The organism is Escherichia sp. MR (assembly GCF_005280595.1).
Classification (GTDB): Bacteria; Pseudomonadota; Gammaproteobacteria; order Enterobacterales; family Enterobacteriaceae; genus Escherichia; species Escherichia ruysiae.
The window spans coordinates 47928-65913 of sequence record NZ_SZVK01000002.1; the positions used below are offsets into that span (position 1 = coordinate 47928).

General features: G+C 49.9%; 18 protein-coding genes and 1 other RNA gene. 8 read left to right on the forward strand and 11 right to left on the reverse strand.

The features are described 5' to 3' along the window. From FC814_RS01290 to FC814_RS01310, 5 genes are all read left to right on the forward strand, one after another. Positions 1-405, forward strand: coding sequence for a phage holin family protein (locus tag FC814_RS01290; RefSeq protein ID WP_000785727.1), 405 nt, complete (start codon positions 1-3; stop codon positions 403-405). Beyond that, complete coding sequence (locus FC814_RS01295; protein WP_000015589.1) at positions 395-694, forward strand: YqjK-like family protein; 300 nt, start codon at positions 395-397, stop codon at positions 692-694. The genes FC814_RS01290 and FC814_RS01295 overlap by 11 nt, the downstream gene beginning before the upstream one ends. Positions 695-879: 185 nt before the next feature. Continuing rightward, a complete protein-coding gene (locus tag FC814_RS01300; protein ID WP_000732221.1) occupies positions 880-1272 on the forward strand; it encodes a DoxX family protein in 393 nt (130 codons plus the stop codon). A gap of 138 nt (positions 1273-1410) precedes the next feature. Then, positions 1411-2397, forward strand: a complete 987-nt coding sequence (yqjG, locus tag FC814_RS01305) for a glutathionyl-hydroquinone reductase YqjG (RefSeq protein ID WP_000531183.1) — start codon at positions 1411-1413, stop codon at positions 2395-2397. Positions 2398-2689: 292 nt separating this feature from the next. Next, on the forward strand, positions 2690-3058 hold the full coding sequence (locus FC814_RS01310) for a DUF805 domain-containing protein (RefSeq protein ID WP_000384146.1): 369 nt from the start codon (positions 2690-2692) through the stop codon (positions 3056-3058). A 33-nt stretch (positions 3059-3091) separates the two neighbouring features. On the opposite strand, the gene yhaJ is transcribed toward FC814_RS01310, so the two are convergent. Then, positions 3092-3988 carry a DNA-binding transcriptional regulator YhaJ gene (yhaJ, locus tag FC814_RS01315; RefSeq protein ID WP_001041002.1) on the reverse strand — a complete coding sequence of 299 codons (897 nt, stop codon included), beginning with the start codon at positions 3986-3988 and terminating at the stop codon, positions 3092-3094. Between the two features lie 104 nt (positions 3989-4092). Between yhaJ and FC814_RS01320 the strand changes: the two genes are divergently transcribed. Further along, positions 4093-4794 (forward strand): pirin family protein, encoded by a 702-nt coding sequence (locus FC814_RS01320; protein WP_000633570.1) that lies wholly within the window; start codon positions 4093-4095, stop codon positions 4792-4794. A 22-nt stretch (positions 4795-4816) separates the two neighbouring features. Next, on the forward strand, positions 4817-4981 hold the full coding sequence (yhaL, locus tag FC814_RS01325) for a protein YhaL (RefSeq protein WP_010346326.1): 165 nt from the start codon (positions 4817-4819) through the stop codon (positions 4979-4981). A gap of 140 nt (positions 4982-5121) precedes the next feature. Here yhaL and cyuA read toward each other — a convergent pair whose 3' ends face one another. From cyuA to tdcA, 9 genes are all read right to left on the reverse strand, one after another. After that, positions 5122-6432 (reverse strand): cysteine desulfidase, encoded by a 1311-nt coding sequence (gene cyuA, locus FC814_RS01330; RefSeq protein WP_000460496.1) that lies wholly within the window; start codon positions 6430-6432, stop codon positions 5122-5124. Between the two features lie 27 nt (positions 6433-6459). Then, a complete protein-coding gene (locus tag FC814_RS01335; protein ID WP_000401618.1) occupies positions 6460-7791 on the reverse strand; it encodes an amino acid permease in 1332 nt (443 codons plus the stop codon). Between the two features lie 277 nt (positions 7792-8068). Next, positions 8069-9433 carry an L-serine ammonia-lyase gene (gene tdcG, locus FC814_RS01340; RefSeq protein WP_000622149.1) on the reverse strand — a complete coding sequence of 455 codons (1365 nt, stop codon included), beginning with the start codon at positions 9431-9433 and terminating at the stop codon, positions 8069-8071. 68 nt (positions 9434-9501) lie between these two features. After that, the gene (locus FC814_RS01345; protein ID WP_000719986.1) at positions 9502-9891 is read right to left on the reverse strand and encodes an enamine/imine deaminase; all 390 of its coding nucleotides are present in this window, start codon (positions 9889-9891) and stop codon (positions 9502-9504) included. Between the two features lie 13 nt (positions 9892-9904). Further along, positions 9905-12199: a 2-ketobutyrate formate-lyase/pyruvate formate-lyase gene (tdcE, locus tag FC814_RS01350; RefSeq protein WP_137325404.1), complete on the reverse strand. Its 2295-nt coding sequence runs from the start codon at positions 12197-12199 to the stop codon at positions 9905-9907. 33 nt (positions 12200-12232) lie between these two features. Then, complete coding sequence (gene tdcD / locus FC814_RS01355; protein WP_024212441.1) at positions 12233-13441, reverse strand: propionate kinase; 1209 nt, start codon at positions 13439-13441, stop codon at positions 12233-12235. 25 nt (positions 13442-13466) lie between these two features. Next, on the reverse strand, positions 13467-14798 hold the full coding sequence (tdcC, locus tag FC814_RS01360) for a threonine/serine transporter TdcC (RefSeq protein WP_000107715.1): 1332 nt from the start codon (positions 14796-14798) through the stop codon (positions 13467-13469). A 21-nt stretch (positions 14799-14819) separates the two neighbouring features. After that, the gene (gene tdcB / locus FC814_RS01365; protein ID WP_032226359.1) at positions 14820-15809 is read right to left on the reverse strand and encodes a bifunctional threonine ammonia-lyase/L-serine ammonia-lyase TdcB; all 990 of its coding nucleotides are present in this window, start codon (positions 15807-15809) and stop codon (positions 14820-14822) included. A 99-nt stretch (positions 15810-15908) separates the two neighbouring features. Further along, positions 15909-16847 (reverse strand): transcriptional regulator TdcA, encoded by a 939-nt coding sequence (tdcA, locus tag FC814_RS01370; RefSeq protein WP_000104199.1) that lies wholly within the window; start codon positions 16845-16847, stop codon positions 15909-15911. 313 nt (positions 16848-17160) lie between these two features. On the opposite strand from tdcA, the gene tdcR reads away from it, so the two are divergent. After that, on the forward strand, positions 17161-17379 hold the full coding sequence (tdcR, locus tag FC814_RS01375; RefSeq protein ID WP_038808901.1) for a transcriptional activator TdcR: 219 nt from the start codon (positions 17161-17163) through the stop codon (positions 17377-17379). Between the two features lie 222 nt (positions 17380-17601). On the opposite strand, the gene rnpB is transcribed toward tdcR, so the two are convergent. Further along, positions 17602-17978: RNase P RNA component class A (gene rnpB / locus FC814_RS01380), an RNA gene on the reverse strand. Positions 17979-17986 lie beyond the last annotated feature (8 nt).

Sequence of the window (17986 nt, forward strand, 5' to 3'; positions counted from 1 at the left end):
ATGGCGGACACTCATCACGCGCAAGGGCCCGGTAAAAGCGTTCTGGGCATCGGGCAGCGAATAGTCACCATCATGGTCGAAATGGTGGAGACACGTCTGCGGCTGGCGGTGGTGGAGCTGGAAGAGGAAAAAGCCAATCTCTTTCAACTGTTACTGATGCTGGGCCTGACGATGCTTTTCGCTGCATTTGGTCTTATGAGCCTGATGGTGCTGATTATCTGGGCGGTTGATCCGCAATATCGCCTGAATGCGATGATTGCCACCACCGTGGTGTTGCTGCTACTGGCACTGATTGGCGGTATCTGGACGTTACGCAAGTCACGGAAATCGACACTGTTGCGCCACACGCGCCATGAACTGGCGAACGATCGGCAACTGCTCGAGGAGGAGTCCCGTGAGCGGTAAAGTCGAACGTGAACGCCGCAAGGCACAACTACTTAGCCAGATCCAGCAACAACGGCTGGATCTTTCCGCCAGTCGTCGAGACTGGCTGGAAGCAACAGGCGCTTACGATCGTCGCTGGAATATACTGTTGAGTCTGCGCTCCTGGGCGCTGGTTGGCAGTAGCGTGATGGCTATCTGGACAATTCGCCATCCGAATATGCTGGTTCGCTGGGCCAGGCGCGGTTTTGGCGTATGGAGTGCCTGGCGTCTGGTTAAAACCACCCTCAAACAGCAACAGCTGCGCGGTTAACGTCTTTCTGGCCGGAGCCATTCCGGCCTTATCCCTCAAAATTTTTGAAAAAATTTGACAGTTTTCCTTGCTAACAATCACCATTCACTACGTTTATGCTTCTCTCCATCGACAGCAACGACGCTAATACCGCGTCAATGCACAAAAAAACAATCAGCAGCCTGAGCGGCGCAGTGGAGAGTAAGATGAAAAAATTAGAAGATATTGGTGTACTGGTAGCGCGTATTTTAATGCCGATTCTGTTTATTACGGCAGGCTGGGGAAAAATTACAGGCTACGCGGGTACGCAACAATATATGGAAGCAATGGGCGTCCCCGGCTTTATGCTGCCGCTGGTGATTTTGCTTGAGTTTGGCGGTGGTCTGGCAATTCTGTTTGGTTTCCTGACTCGTACCACGGCGCTGTTTACCGCTGGCTTTACACTGCTGACTGCGTTTTTATTTCACAGCAATTTTGCAGAGGGCATGAACTCGCTGATGTTTATGAAAAACCTGACCATTTCTGGCGGATTCCTGCTGCTGGCAATTACGGGGCCGGGCGCATTCAGCATCGACCGCCTGCTGAATAAAAAGTGGTAAGCAGAGACTATACTTAACGATATTTGTTGGTCGGATAAGATGCGTAAGCATCGCATCCGACAATCAAAAATGTGCACTTTGCCAGCAATCTGAAACGAGGAGAAACACTCCTCGTTTTTGCTATTGGAGGAGAGAAAAATGGGTCAACTGATTGACGGCGTCTGGCATGACACCTGGTACGACACCAAATCCACCGGCGGTAAATTTCAACGTTCAGCTTCCGCATTTCGTAACTGGCTCACCGCTGACGGCGCACCAGGACCTACCGGCAAAGGCGGTTTTGCCGCAGAAAAAGATCGCTACCATCTCTATGTTTCACTCGCCTGCCCGTGGGCACACCGCACGCTGATTATGCGTAAACTCAAAGGTCTGGAACCGTTTATCTCCGTTTCCGTGGTGAATCCGCTGATGCTGGAAAACGGCTGGACCTTCGATGACAGTTTTCCGGGTGCAACCGGTGATACGCTCTATCAACATGAGTTTCTGTATCAGCTTTATCTCCACGCCGATCCACACTATAGCGGACGTGTCACTGTTCCCGTGCTATGGGACAAAAAGAACCACACCATTGTCAGCAACGAATCGGCGGAAATCATCCGCATGTTCAATACCGCGTTTGATGCACTGGGCGCGAAAGCGGGAGATTATTATCCTCCTGCGCTGCAAACTAAAATTGACGAACTTAACGGCTGGATTTACGACACCGTCAACAATGGCGTGTATAAAGCCGGTTTTGCTACCAGCCAGGAAGCCTACGACGAGGCGGTGGTGAAAGTGTTTGAATCGCTGGCGCGACTGGAGCAGATCTTAGGTCAGCATCGCTATCTGACCGGTAACCAGTTAACCGAAGCTGATATTCGCCTGTGGACCACGCTGGTGCGTTTTGATCCGGTGTATGTCACCCACTTCAAATGTGATAAGCACCGCATCAGCGATTACCTGAATCTGTACGGCTTCCTGCGCGATATCTACCAGATGCCGGGGATTGCCGAAACTGTCAATTTTGATCACATCCGTAATCACTACTTCCGCAGCCATAAGACCATCAACCCTACGGGGATTATTTCGATTGGTCCGTGGCAGGATCTTGATGAACCGCACGGGCGGGACGTTCGCTTCGGCTAGACAAAGGCACCCTTCGTGGTGCCTCTGATTGCTGGCTAAGTGCGTGTTGTTCATGTCGGATGCGGCTTGAACGGCTTATTTGACCTAAAAATATTGTACATTCAATATATTGCAGAGAACTCACAGGCCAGATAAGCGTAGCGCATCTGGCGATTTTGCGCTTGCCATCAGTCTGAAGTTCCGTTCATTGCACCTCATTAATTCACCGTGGTGATATTTACTGCCATTTCATTCATGTCTATTCTTAATTTGCTGCTTTAAAAACAAGTGATTGAGCAAAATTGAGGCAAAAATGGACTGGTATCTGAAAGTACTAAAAAATTATGTCGGATTTCGGGGTCGTGCGCGGCGCAAAGAGTACTGGATGTTTATTCTGGTCAACATCATCTTTACGTTCGTGCTGGGACTACTGGATAAAATGTTAGGCTGGCAACGCGCCGGTGGCGAAGGCATCCTGACGACAATCTATGGCATTCTGGTGTTTTTACCGTGGTGGGCAGTTCAGTTCCGCCGCCTGCACGACACCGACCGCTCGGCGTGGTGGGTACTGCTGTTCTTAATCCCGTTTATCGGCTGGCTGATTATCATCGTCTTTAACTGCCAGGCGGGTACACCGGGTGAAAACCGCTTTGGGCCAGACCCGAAACTGGAACAGGAATAATAATTAAGCACCTTGTGAAAGGTGCTTAATCGTTTATTTTCCGGCGAACAACTTTGGAATTTCCCGCAAACACCAGGATTTCGCTTCCCCCATACTGTCACGACGCCAGGCCATAATGATATCGATCTCGCTGGTCGATTCCGGGCTAACGACACGTAGCCGTCCTTCAGCAATATCTTTTTCCACCATCGGATACGGCATAGTTGCGACACCCAGCCCCGCCAGTAACGCCTGGCGTTTATCTTCAATGGTGCTGACCGTTAAGCGCGGCTGTTTGTCCAGCAACTGCACCGTCAATACCGGACGCTCACGAGCGGTATCCGCAACCGCAATTCCGCGATATTTCACGCGCGTCACCTCAGAAAGCGGTTCCGGCTCCTGGTGAATCGGGTGATCCGGCGCGGCAACGTAGACGTTCATTAAGGTATAGAGCTTGCGCGAGTTGATCTCCGACGAGGAACGAAAATGCATATCCGGCGCGATAACTATATCCGCTCGCCCCTGCTCCAGCCGCTCCCACGCGCCCGCCAGCACTTCGGTGATAATTGCCAGTTGGGTATTGGCCTTCACCGCCAGTTTGTCGATCAAAGGGAAAAAGGCAGCCGTCGGCACCAGCGCCTCGGTCACAATGGTGAGATGCGTTTCCCAACCGCGCGCGAGGGCTTCCGCATCAGTAGTCAGTTTATCTGCCGCTTCCAGCAGAACGCGTCCTCGCTCCAGCAACATACGCCCGACATTGGTGAATTTGGTGCGATGGCCAGAGCGGTCAAACAGTACCACATCCAGCTCTTCTTCCAGTTTTTGCATGGTGTAGCTAAGCGCAGAAGGCACGCGTCCCAGCTCATCTGCTGCTGCCGCAAAACTGCCACGGCGATCGATCGCGTCCATAACACGCAGTGCTTCCAGCGTTAATGCCCTTTCTTTGGCCATGTCGTTCTCATTCAGGAAATTTGAACATACCGGGCAGAATATCTGGCTAACAATGTAGCGTCCAGCCCCTTACCATAAAAGGAAGTAAAGAGAGGTCAATAATTATGATTACTACCCGAACTGCCAGGCAGTGTGGACAAGCAGACTACGGATGGTTACAGGCCCGGTATACTTTTTCCTTTGGACACTACTTCGACCCTAAATTGTTAGGCTACGCCTCCCTGCGCGTGCTCAATCAGGAAGTGCTGGCTCCAGGAGCCGCCTTTCAGCCACGAACCTATCCAAAAGTCGATATTTTGAATGTGATTCTGGATGGAGAAGCAGAATACCGCGACAGTGAAGGCAATCATGTTCAGGCCAGCGCCGGTGAAGCCTTATTGCTTTCTACTCAGCCGGGCGTGAGTTATAGCGAACATAACATTAGCAAAGACAAACCGTTAACGCGGATGCAGCTTTGGCTGGATGCCTGCCCGCAGCGAGAGAATCCGCTGATTCAAAAACTGGCGCTTAATATGGGCAAGCAGCAATTAATCGCCTCGCCCGATGGCACAGAGGGTAGCCTGCAACTGCGCCAGCAAGTGTGGTTGCATCATATTGTGCTCGCTAAGGGCGAAAGTGCGAACTTTCAACTTCACGGCCCGCGCGCCTATTTACAATCGATTCACGGCCAATTTCATGCGATTACGCATCATGAAGAGAAAGCGGCACTGACCTGCGGTGATGGTGCATTTATTCGTGACGAGGCTAACATTACGCTGGTTGCTGATTCCCCGCTGCGCGCTTTACTGATAGATTTACCTGTCTAGTTGTTTTTACAGGGAGAAGATGATGAGTAAAAAATCGGCGAAGAAACGCCAGTCAGTGAAGCCCGTTGTGGCGAAAGAAACGACTCGCGCAACTAAAAACTTTGGCTATGAAGAGATGTTGAGCGAGCTGGAAGCGATAGTAGCCGACGCCGAAACGCGGTTAGCCGAGGATGAAGCCGCCGCATAAAGACAGGTTGCCGGATGCGGCGTAAACGCCTTATCCGGCCTACAAAACCCAGCAACATCAATAAATTGCGCACCCCGTAGGCCGGATAAGATGCGCCAGCATCGCATCCGGCTTCAGGCACGATACCCAAGACTCGCCGCTTATCTGGCCTTGCTCGCCATAATCTCGATAATCTGCCGATCCGTTTGCTGCATCGAATGGCTTGCCAGCGCACACAGATTGGCAATCGACTGCTCAACATCATGCGCCACAATCCCTTCATTGCCGGTCACGGCGGTATCATCCAGCGCCATTAACACCGCTTTCCACGCTGCCGAAGCACTGGTCGAAACCTTCATCGCACAACTGTTCGACGCACCATCGCAAATCATGCCGCTGACATCGCCGATCATACTGCTGATAGCCATAGAGATCGTTTCATAACGCCCATCCACCAGCCACGCCATCCCGGCGGCAGCCCCCATTGCTGCCGTCGTCGCCGCGCACAGCGCGGATAAACGCGGCAACTGGTTATGGATGTAAATCGCGCTCAAATGCGAAAGCATCAGCGCGCGTGCCAGCCGTTCATCATCCACCCCGAAGTGTTCCGCGACCACCACTACGGGCATTGTCGCGGTGATCCCCTGGTTACCAGAACCGGAGTTACTCATCGCCGGAAGCGTTGCGCCGCCCATACGCGCATCAGATGCCGCGCTGGTACGAATCACAATCGACGAGGAGAGATCCTTCGCCAACAAACCGCGCGCACACTGTTTTTCCAGCGTTGCGCCAATATGCAACCCCCAGTTGCCACTCAAACCTTCCTGCGATAATGCACAGTTTAACTTCGCAGAATCGAGAATAAAGCGGATCGCCTCAAACGGGACTTCATTGACGAACTTCAGGATCTCGGCGAGCGTCGTTCTGGAGAGCACCGCCAGCGGCGACTCTTGCTCCCCCTCTGTCACACATGCCTGCTGGGCAAATACCACGCCATTGTGCGTCTCAATATGCACAATGTTGGTATGTCCACCGACGATGGTGACACACGCCCACTTCTCACCGTTCCAGACTTTGGCGCGTGAGAAGAGGATCTCGTCGCAAGGTTCCTGGATCTTAACCGAGACTTTCCCCGCCGCCAGCAATGCTTTGGCATCGGCAATCGCCTGCGCAGTTGCGTCTTTCAGCACTTCCAGCCCGGCTTTGGCATTTCCACCCAGAGCCCCCAGCGCCGCCGCAATCGGCAGCCCCACCATTCCCGTACCGGGAACGGTGACGCCCAGACCGTTCTTCATCAGATTTGGCGAAACCCAGGCTTCTACACGTTCAACCGGACCTTCCAGTTCTGCCGCAGCAACCGCCGCTGCCAGCGCCAGTGAAATAGGTTCAGTACATCCCAGCGCCGGTTTTACTTCCTCCTGAACGGCGAGGATGTAACGCTGCCATAACGGATTTAAAGTCGAATCAAACATAATAAAAACCTTAAAATTTCAGGTAAATCAAGAAAATGCCAGGAACGGAGAAACGCAAAGCAACAAACCGGTGACGATAATCAGGTACAGAGACATCCCTTTGTATTTGTGCAATGCCGGTACTTTGTAAACCAGCCACGCCGGGATCAGGCACCCTACCATGCCGAAAATCGGGCTACAGATAGAGGTGAAGCTCAACACCGGCGCGTTCAGTACGATGGCGCTCCAGGCCAGTAAAATGGCGAAAATCATGATGCCGCGCTGAACGAGAGTTTCGTTAATCTTCTCGGCAGGTATTTTGCGGCGCAGGATGTTCATTACGATCCCTTGCGTTGCTTCACGGAAGCCTAAATAGACGCCAAAAAACGCGGTCATTACGGCAAAGATATTGAGAATGACACTAACCACTTTTACCCACGCTGCACCGTCACCGCTAATAAACTGTGCGGCAATCGCCAGCGCGGAAATATTCTGCTCGTAGGCTTTTACCGCTTCGTCATGTCCCATCGCCAGCGTGAACGACACGGCGTAGAAAAAGACGGTAACAAACAGAATGCCGAACGCGATGTTCATTGCCCGCAACGCTTTATGCCGCGCTACTTCAATCGATTTTTCCCGCGAGCGATAGGAAATCACCATCGGGCTTAATGTCTGGATAAACAGAATCGACGTCAGGGTAAACGGCAGCGTAATAATGGCGTTTTTCACCAGTAGCCCCAGCGGCGGCAGCGAACCCACGTTATACAGATGCCACATTCCCACCATCGACACGCCCAGCGCCGCGACCACCAATAGCTTGGTCAGAACCATGCCAGTCGAAATCTTGAATAACAGTTTCTCGCCGCGTGAGGAGATGGCTACCAGAATGCAAATCAGTACCAGTCCATAAAACGGATTGTCTGATAGCACGCTTTCCGTCACGCCAAAAGTATGTAAATAGGAGGCGCTATCGTTGGTGATGGCGGTGGAATAGACGAACATCCAGATCACCAACATCACGAAATAAAGTGCACCTAACAGGATGCCCCAGTTTTTACCTAAATAACCGCTGATGACGCTGGGGTAATCTTTACACTCCGGTGATTCTGCCAGCGTATTAATAAACAATCGCTGAAACAGATACATTGCCGGGTAGCCAATCACTGATGAGAGCAAAAATACCCACAATCCCATCAATCCGACCTGCACCGGGAGAAAAACAATCCCCGCGCCAATCGCCATCCCGATACTCATAATCACCCAGCCGGTGTCGGTACTGTCGAATTTGATTGCTTCACGCCATTCACTTTCACTCATTCCAGCACGACCCGCCGGGGTCGAAGCGTCTGCAATAACGCCTTTATTCGTTGCAATTTCCATAATTTCTCGCTCAATATTTTGTAGGGCTTTTTATTTTTTTCGAGCCGCATCAAGGCGATACGCGGTCTACGTTTTTTTGCAGGCGAGTTATTAGAATGAAGAAATGATACGCGTGAGGTTAGAGAAAATCTTCACAATCAAGACTTTGAAATAGCAGTTATGGATAATAATTTTCTATAAAATAAACAGAAAAGAAACAATTATTCTCTATTTGCGGCAGATCACAATAAAAAAGGGTGCACATTTTGTGCACCCAAAGATAAATGCGGATGAAATATCAGCCGCAGACCACTTTTATCGCCAGTCCTCCGCGTGAAGTTTCGCGGTATTTATCGTTCATATCTTTGCCGGTTTCATACATCGTCTCGATCACTTTATCGAGCGAAACACGCGGTGCAGAGGTACGCCGCATTGCCATCCGCGCGGCGTTTACCGCTTTCACAGCGTTGATAGCGTTACGTTCAATACACGGAATTTGCACTTGTCCGGCAACCGGATCGCAGGTCAGCCCAAGGTTATGCTCCATAGCGATTTCCGCCGCATTGCATACCTGCGCCGGGCTGCCGCCCAGCAGTTCGGTTAACCCTGCCGCCGCCATCGAACAGGCCACGCCAATTTCGCCCTGACACCCCACTTCCGCACCAGAGATGGAGGCATTCATTTTATACAGCGCGCCAATAGCGCCAGCCGCCAGTAGAAAACGGGCGATGGATCGCTCATTGAGCGGACGGCGGAATTTATCGTAATAGGCCAGCACTGCCGGAATAATACCGCAAGCGCCGTTAGTTGGTGCTGTCACTACACGTCCGCCAGCGGCGTTTTCTTCGCTGACCGCCAGAGCAAACATATTGATCCAGTCGATGACGTTCATTGGATCGTTAGAGATATTGTCACTAGAGACCAGCAAACGGCGCAGCGCCACCGCCCGGCGTGGGACATTGAGCGGGCCAGGCAATACGCCTTCGGTATTCATGCCGCGTTCAATACCGTCGTGCATCACCTGCCAGATACGAGCAAACCCTGCATCAATTTCCGCTTTGCTGCGCAGCGCCAGCTCGTTATGCATCATCAGGCCAGAAATAGACAGGCCGTTGTAATCACACATTTTCAGCAGTTCGCCTGCCGAGTGGAAGTCATAAGGTACGGGTGTTTCGACATCGTGCGACAGGCCGAAGTGTTCTTCTTCAACGATAAACCCGCCGCCGACAGAGTAATAGGTTTTGCTTAATAGCTCTTCCTGCCCGTTCCAGGCAGTAATCCGCATCCCGTTCTCATGACGAGACAACATTTCGGGATGGAAGATAATGTTCTTTGCTACAGGAAAATCAACAATATGCGCACCAGAAGCCACCGGCAGTCGCCCACTGCGCGTCACAAGTTCAATAAATGCAGGGATCTCATCAATAACAACATCCTGCGGGCTGTTTCCTGCCAGTCCCATAATGATGGCGATATCCGTGGCATGGCCTTTGCCCGTCAGTGACAACGACCCGTAAAGATCGACCACAATATGACTTGTTGCAGTTAATAAGCCACTACTCACCAGTCGGTCGATAAAACTTTTTCCAGCATTCATTGGCCCCACGGTATGCGAACTGGAGGGGCCAATACCAATTTTGAAAATATCGAATGCACTAATCATAACCACACTCTCGGATTGCCATTCTGTGAAGAGGGCGGGACGACTCTGCAATCGCCCCGCTCCGGGCTTTACACGCTACGTACTGCGATAGCTTCAATTTCCAGCTTCACATCTTTCGGCAAACGCGCGACCTGCACGCAGCTACGGGTCGGGTAAGTCGCCTGATGCTCATCGAAGAACTGCTTATAGACTTCATTGATGGTGGCAAAGTCGTTCAGATCGGTGATGAATACCGTCATCTTGATGATATCGCCCACGGTGAGGCCAGCAGCAACCACGATCGCTTTGACGTTTTCAAGGCTTAAACGCGCCTGATCTTTCACATCAGCCGGGATCTCGCCAGTCTGCGGGCAAACCGGAATTTGCCCGGAGGTGAAGACCATGCTGCCTAAATCAACACCCTGAACATAAGGGCCGATTGCGCCTGGGGCACGTTGCGTTTCGATAATCTTTTTCATACATCCTCCGGCGTCAGAGCGCCTGGGTAAAGGTACGTGAAATCACATCCTGTTGCTGTTCGCGAGTCAGCGCGTTAAAGCGCACAGCGTAGCCAGAGACACGGATTGTCAGGTTCGGGTATTTTTCCGGGTGCTCAATGGCATCCAACAACATTTCCCGATTCATAACGTTAACGTTGAGATGTTGACCGCCTTCGATGTCCGCTTCGTGATGGAAATATCCATCCAGCAGACCAACAAGGTTGGTTTTGCGTACCGGATCTTCTTTACCCAGCGCCGCTGGGACGATCGAGAAGGTGTACGAAATACCGTCTTTGGCGTAAGTGAACGGCAGTTTCGCCACGGAAGTCAGCGAGGCTACCGCGCCTTTGCGGTCACGACCGTGCATCGGGTTAGCGCCCGGCGCAAACGGCGTACCCGCGCGGCGACCGTCCGGTGTGTTACCGGTTTTCTGTCCGTACACCACGTTAGAAGTGATAGTCAGGATCGACTGGGTCGGCACGGCGTTGCGATAGGTTGGCAGTGCTTTAATTTTCTTCATAAAGCGTTCAACCAGGTCACAAGCAATACTGTCTACACGCTCGTCGTTGTTGCCGTACTGTGGATATTCGCCGTCGATTTCAAAGTCCACCGCCAGACCGTTTTCGTCACGGATGGGTTTCACTCGGGCATATTTAATAGCGGAAAGTGAATCCGTCGCCACCGACAGACCCGCGATGCCGCAAGCCATGGTGCGATAGACATCACGATCGTGCAGCGCCATCAGCGAGGCTTCATAGCTGTACTTGTCGTGCATGTAGTGGATGATGTTCAGCGCGCTGATGTACTGCACCGCCAGCCAGTCCATGAAATGGTCGAGGCTGTCCATGACTTTGTTGTAATCCAGCACGTCGTCCATCAATGGTGCCGTTTTCGGGCCGACCTGAATCTTCAGCTTCTCGTCCATCCCGCCGTTGATTGCGTACAGCAGTGTTTTCGCCAGGTTAGCGCGTGCACCGAAGAACTGCATCTGCTTACCAATCACCATTGGGCTGACGCAGCAGGCAATCGCGTAATCGTCGCTGTTGAAGTCAGTACGCATCAGATCGTCGTTTTCATACTGCAAAGAAGAGGTGACGATAGATACTTGCGCCGCATATTTTTTGAAGGCAATCGGCAATGCTTCCGACCACAGAATAGTCAGGTTTGGTTCCGGCGCTGGTCCCATGGTGTGTAGGGTATGCAGATAGCGGAAGGAGTTTTTAGTCACCAGAGTGCGGCCATCCAGCCCCATCCCGCCGATCACTTCCGTCGCCCAGATGGGGTCGCCGGAGAACAACGAATCAAATTCCGGTGTACGCAGGAAGCGCACCATGCGGATCTTCATGATGAAGTGGTCGATCAGTTCCTGCGCCTGCTGCTCATTAAGCACACCGGCTTTAAAATCGCGCTCGATGTAGATATCGAGGAACGATGCGGTACGACCCAGAGACATTGCGCCGCCGTTTTGCGATTTCACCGCCGCCAGGTAAGCGAAGTAGAGCCACTGCACCGCTTCCTGCGCATTCTGCGCCGGACGGGAGATGTCGAAGCCGTATTTCGCTGCCATTTCCTGAATCTGCAACAGCGCATGACGATGTTCTGCCAGCTCTTCACGCAGACGGATGGTGGCTTCAAGATCCTCACCTTTTTCCAGACGAGACTGGAGATCGGCAAATTGCAGTTCGCGTTCACGTACCAGATAACTGATGCCGTACAGCGCCACGCGGCGATAGTCACCAATAATGCGCCCACGACCATAACCGTCCGGCAAACCGGTCAGAACGCCAGATTTACGGCAGCGCAGCATATCCGGTGAGTAAACATCAAATACGCCCTGATTATGGGTTTTACGCAGATCGGTAAAGATGTATTCAAATTCGCTGTCCATTTCACGGCCATATGCGTGGAATGAACTTTTAATCATATTAATGCCGCCAAACGGATGCAGCGCGCGCTTTAACGGCGCATCGGTTTGCAGACCAACAATTTTTTCCAGCGGCTGATTAATATAACCAGCATCATGGGCGGTAATGGTAGTGGCAATATTAGTATCGAAATCAACCGGCGCGTGGGTCGCATTTTCGATACGAATGCCTTCCATTACTTTTTCCCACAATGCCGTGGTCGCTGGCGTTGCTTCAGCAAGGAAAGATTCATCACCTTCATAAGGCGTATAGTTGTGTTGAATAAAATCGCGGACATTAATTTCGTTTTTCCAGTCCGTACCTTTAAAGCCAAACCATGTGTCGGCGTACAGCTTATCGCTGGTATCAATATCTACCTTCATGAAAAATAATCTCTCTACAAGACTTCAACTAAATTATGCAAATTCTGCGGGAGCGTTAACTTTGCCTAAATGAATTGCATCTAAGGCAATCATTTTTTCTTCATTAGTCGGAATAACGGCGCAAATTACGCGCGCATTTTCACTGGAAATAATACGTTCACCGTAGGAATTAGATTGATTATTCATTTCCACATCAATCTCAACGCCTAATACGGCTAAATGTTCCATGACCAGACGACGAATTAAAATTGAGTTTTCGCCTATTCCGCCGGTAAATATAATGCCATCCAGACGATGTAATGAGGCAGCGTGTCCGGCAATATGACGGGCAATTCGATGAACAAAAGTTTTAATTGCCAGTTGTGCGCGCTCGTGTCCTTCATGCCAGGCTTTTTCCAGTACGCGCAGGTCGGAAGAAAGACCGGAAATACCTAATAATCCCGACTCTTTATTCACTATGCGTTCCAGGTCACCCAGGCTCTGATTGGTTTGACTGGCAACCCAGGACATCGCGCCGAAGTCGACATCACCACTGCGCGTCCCCATCATCAAGCCTTCCAGCGGCGTCATTCCCATTGAAGTATCTACGCTCTGACCGTTACGAACCGCGCAGATTGACGCGCCATTGCCAAGATGCGCCACAACCAGCCCGGAGTCATCTTCCACAAGGTCCAGCAGCGAATGGGCGCGCTGGGAAACATAGCGGTGCGAGGTTCCGTGGAAACCATAACGGCGCACACCTAACTCTTCATAATATTTCCACGGCAGGCCGTATAAATAAGCCTCTGGAGCCATCGTCTGGTGGAAACTGGTATCAAATACCGCCACCTGAGTTACGCCAGGAAATAATTGCTGCGCCGATTCAATGCCACTTAAATTGGCGTAATTATGCAGCGGCGCCAGTGGAGAAACGCGGCGGATATTATCAATGACCTCATCGGTAATAATAGCGGACTCGGTAAAAATACTGCCGCCGTGGGCGATGCGGTGGCCAATTAAGGCCACACTGTCATTTAAATTCCGTTTTTCCAGTTCAAATGCGATTGCCTTCAATGCACCTTCGTAGCTGTGGTGAGCCAGCGGTGCTGGCTCTCCCCCATTTACGGATAAGAATGCATTTTCCGAGTTAATACCATCGGCAATACCTGACATTAATACTTCACAGTCACAGGTATCGAGCACGGAAAACTTAATCGAAGACGAACCACAGTTAATAACCAAAACAACCGGAAATTCATTCATCTCTTTTCTCATCCTGAGTTATGGATTAAAACAGTTTGTATACGATGTTCAGGATGGTCAGCAGACCAATCACAGTAACAAACACGTTATCCAGACGACCACGGTATTTCGCCAGAGACGGCGCCTTACGGATGGCGTACATCGGCAACAGGCACAGCAGGGATGCGATAATCGGTGCGCCCATGGCTTCAATCAGATCCAGGATGTTCGGGTTGGCGTAGGCAACAACCCAGGTTGAACCCATGATGAAGATCATGCTGAGAGTATTCAGTTTACCCAGCGACACTTTGGTTTTGTCGCCTTTATAACCGAACTTCAGAATCAGACCGTTCAGACCTTCCAGCGTCCCCAGATAGTGACCGAAGAAAGATTTGAAGATAGCAACCAGCGCGATGATGGACGCCGCATATTCCAGAATAATAGCGAACGTCGTTTTGGTGCCGGTCATGGATGCAAAGTGGTTAGCCAGGTAAGAAAGCACCGGAATATTCTGCGCTTTTGCTTCCGCCATGTTCGCCGGAGACAGCGTAAACAGGCAGCTGAAGGCAAAGAACATGACCACTGCAACCATCAGCATACTGGCGCGAGAGATGATTTGTGAACATTTCTGCTCAGTGAAGTCGCGACCAAAGTCTTTCTCATACTCTTCACGCTTAGAAACGACGAAAGAAGAGACGATTGGTGAGAAGTTAAAGGAGAAAACCATGATGGAAATCCCCAGCCAGACGGTGATCAGGATACCGTCATGACCTGTTAACGACAGCGCACCAAGGTCAACTTGATCGATAACCGCAGAGTTCCAGTAAGGGATCAGCGACAGAGAAATCAGCACCAGGCTGGCGATAAAAGGCCATACCAGGTAGCTCATCACTTTAACCATCAGATCTTTACCAAACCAAATGACGAACGCCATCAGCAGCAGCAGGAACAGCGCCACGAAGCCACGATTCAGCGGCGCAAAACCGAGCTGGTTTTCCCAGAAGGTCATAAAGGTGTTGGTAATGGTAACGCCATAAATCCACAACAGTGGGCAAATCGCGAAGAAATACAGGAACGTGATGACCACACCGCCGGTTTTACCAAAATGCTCTTCTACCGTTTCCGTAATGTTGCCGGAAGGGTTAGAGCCAGAGAGACACAGACGCGCCAGCGCCCGGTGGCAATAAAACGCAATCGGGTATGCCAATACCAACATCAGAAGAATCGGGATCAGTCCGCCAAAACCTGCGCGGATAGGGAAGAACAGCACCCCGGCGCCGATTGCCGTACCAAACAAGCCTAACGTCCATGTGGTATCTGATTTACGCCAGGACGATTGTTTTGTCTGGCTGGATACAATGCTATCTGAAGTACTCATATCCTATCCTCAACGAATTAATTAAGCGTCAACGAAACCGGTGATTTGAGAGACGCGAGAAAGATCGATATTACCGCCAGAAATAATACTGACGGTTTTTCTGTTTTGAATATATTGGTCTAATTTACCGCTTAATAATGCAGCACATGCCAAAGCGCCTGCACCTTCGGTAACGACTTTATTACGCTGAATTAAGGCAATCATACTGTTTCTGATTTCGTCTTCACTAACCAGCACGATGTCATCGACTAATTCACGAACGATTTCGTAAGTTAAATTACCCGGGCGGGCGACATCACAACCATCCGCCAGGGTGCCGGTAGTTCGGTGCGTGGTTATTTCTCCGGAGTGGAAAGAAGCCGCCATGCCGTGAACGTTTTCTGACTGCACACCAATAACACGAATGGTCGGGTTAATAGATTTAATTGCCACCGCAATACCGGCAATTAAACCGCCACCGCCAATTGGCACAATGACGTTATCGACATCATAAAGATCTTCCATAATTTCCAGCCCAATGGTTCCCTGACCGGCAATCACTTTCGGATCATCATAAGGTGGAATAAAGATGCGACCTTCCGTTTCGACAATTTCGCTCACTTTGGCGATGGTGTCGTTGAAGTTATCGCCGTGCAGTACCACTTCAGCAGAGTAGTCACACGTTGCCGCAACTTTGGATTTTGGCGCGCCTTTCGGCATTACAACTTTACCATCAATCCCCAACATCGCACAGGAGAGCGAAACCCCTTGCGCGTGGTTCCCTGCTGAACAGGCCACTACACCTTTACGTCTCTCAGCATCAGTTAAGGAGCTTAATTTATTAAATGCGCCACGAATTTTAAATGACCCGGTACGCTGCATGTTTTCAAACTTAAGGAATATTTCACCTTTGCAACGTTCGCTAAAATAGTTAGATCGAGGCATGCCTGTTTTATAAATTCGCCCAGCCAGACGTTGTTTTGCTTCAATAATGTCATCAATAGCAACCGGCAGATCGTATGTAATATGCATTATAAAACCTCTTAGCCTGAATTAAATATGTAGGTAACCGTAACCAGCACCTGCAAAAAGGCAGGTGGATTATTTATGTTTAAATAAAAAAACAAATAACTAACAAGATTCTATTAATTGCTTTCGTCTACACCCATTATAAGATGAATATTCTTTGGCTAATTCCACCAAAACCGATGCTGCTTTTTTAATACGATAATTTTTCGACCATACTGCGGCATATTGCGCTACCGGTAATGTTTCCTCAACCGGAATGGTAATAAATTGATTAGAACCAAAAGGTGAAGTCATATCGCAGGGAATCACGGTTAAGAAATCAGCATTGAGAACAAGATTATAAATTGTCACGACTGAGTCGGTTTTAACAATGTTTTCAATACTGATGCCATTTCTTTGTAACGTGGTGAGTAGTTCGCTGTAGTATCCCATATTCGTTTGCGGCAACACCCACTGTTCGTTTTTCAAAGACTCCAGCGTGGTGGTGCCGGTGGATGTTCGGGACTTACTGGCAACCAGTACGAACTCTGACTCGAACAGCGGCTCGACATGCAAATCCTGAAGCTTCATTTCTGCACTTAACGTACCTATCGCAAAATCCAGACGCCCGTCGCGGATAGCCGGTAAGAACGAGGACAATTGCGCTTCATACATTGAGACCTGCGCTTTCGGGAACACCTCTTTGAATTTGTTGATCATCCCGGACATAAAGGTAAAGCCGATCAGCGATGGAAAACCAAATGAAACCTCCACGACTGCATCAGAGGACATACCGCTAATCTCATTAACCATATTTTTCATTTCGCGGGTAATGGATTCGGAGCGTGAGAGCAACAATTGACCCGCTGGCGTCAGCGTTACACCGGTATTTTTCCGCACCACTAATTCCACGCCAAAATAATCTTCGATATCGTTAATGATTTTACTGACCGCTGGTTGAGTTAACCCTAATTCTTTTGCAGCCGAGCCAATAGAGCCACTTCTAATGACTTCCTGAAAGACTACCAGGTGTTGCGTTTTAGGAAGAAGAATAGTGCTCATAACAACCCGCGTTAATTACCTCATTGACGGTATGAAGTGTATCAAAATGCAATGAATAGGATATGTGCGACCACTCACAAATTAACTTTCATTAGTTTTCCAGGCATATCCTTAAAGGCATATAATCATTTAATATCAATGGGTTAGATAAATAAAATCAACACAAAGGCTGACTTTTATCAAAAAAACAAGGGGGGATAACCATATTTTATGGCGATAACGACACACTTAATTTTTGTTATTAAAAAATGCTCTTAGACGATATTTCAAGCAATTATCGTGTATTTCGCAGACGACTTTTAAGTTAAATTTAATTAGCAAGTTATCAAATTTTATTATAAATAAATCATTTCCACAGATAAATAATGCGGTACATCACATTTTTTTGCGCTATTTGTTGGAGATAGAACATTTATTTTATCAATATTTTAAAATCTCGAATACAGATATTGATCATCTCGAACAATTGATTAACGTCATTCATTGTCTCTTTTGCAGAACGTCATTTTGTGAATGCAATCGTTTTCCATGATTTATTCTTGCATTCCAGTTGCGGAACAGCATTTTGTGTTGAGGATCACAAAACTAATAATTGCCATTCGAAGTAAGCTATCAGAAGAGAGCACAGGGTGACTAAAAAGAGTGTTTATATTGGGCTTCCTTTTGGGTATAGCGTCGTGGGCAGTCATTCATCTTACTGCCTGCTTCAAAAGCAAAAACCCGCCAGTTTTGCACTGGCGGGTTTCTGTTGAAGAGGTGAAACTGACCGATAAGCCGGGTTCTGTCGTGGACAGTCATTCATCTAGGCCAGCAATCGCTCACTGGCTCAAGCAGCCTACCCGGGTTCAGTACGGGCCGTACCTTATGAACCCCTATTTGGCCTTGCTCCGGGTGGAGTTTACCGTGCCACGGACTGTTACCAGCCGCGCGGTGCGCTCTTACCGCACCCTTTCACCCTTACCTGATCCCACTTGCGTGAGCCATCGGCGGTTTGCTCTCTGTTGCACTGGTCGTGGGTTTCCCCCCCAGGCGTTACCTGGCACCCTGCCCTATGGAGCCCGGACTTTCCTCCCCTCCGCCCGTCTCCCCCGAAGAGGACGACGACGAAGCGGCGACTGTCTGGTCAGCTTCGGCGCGAA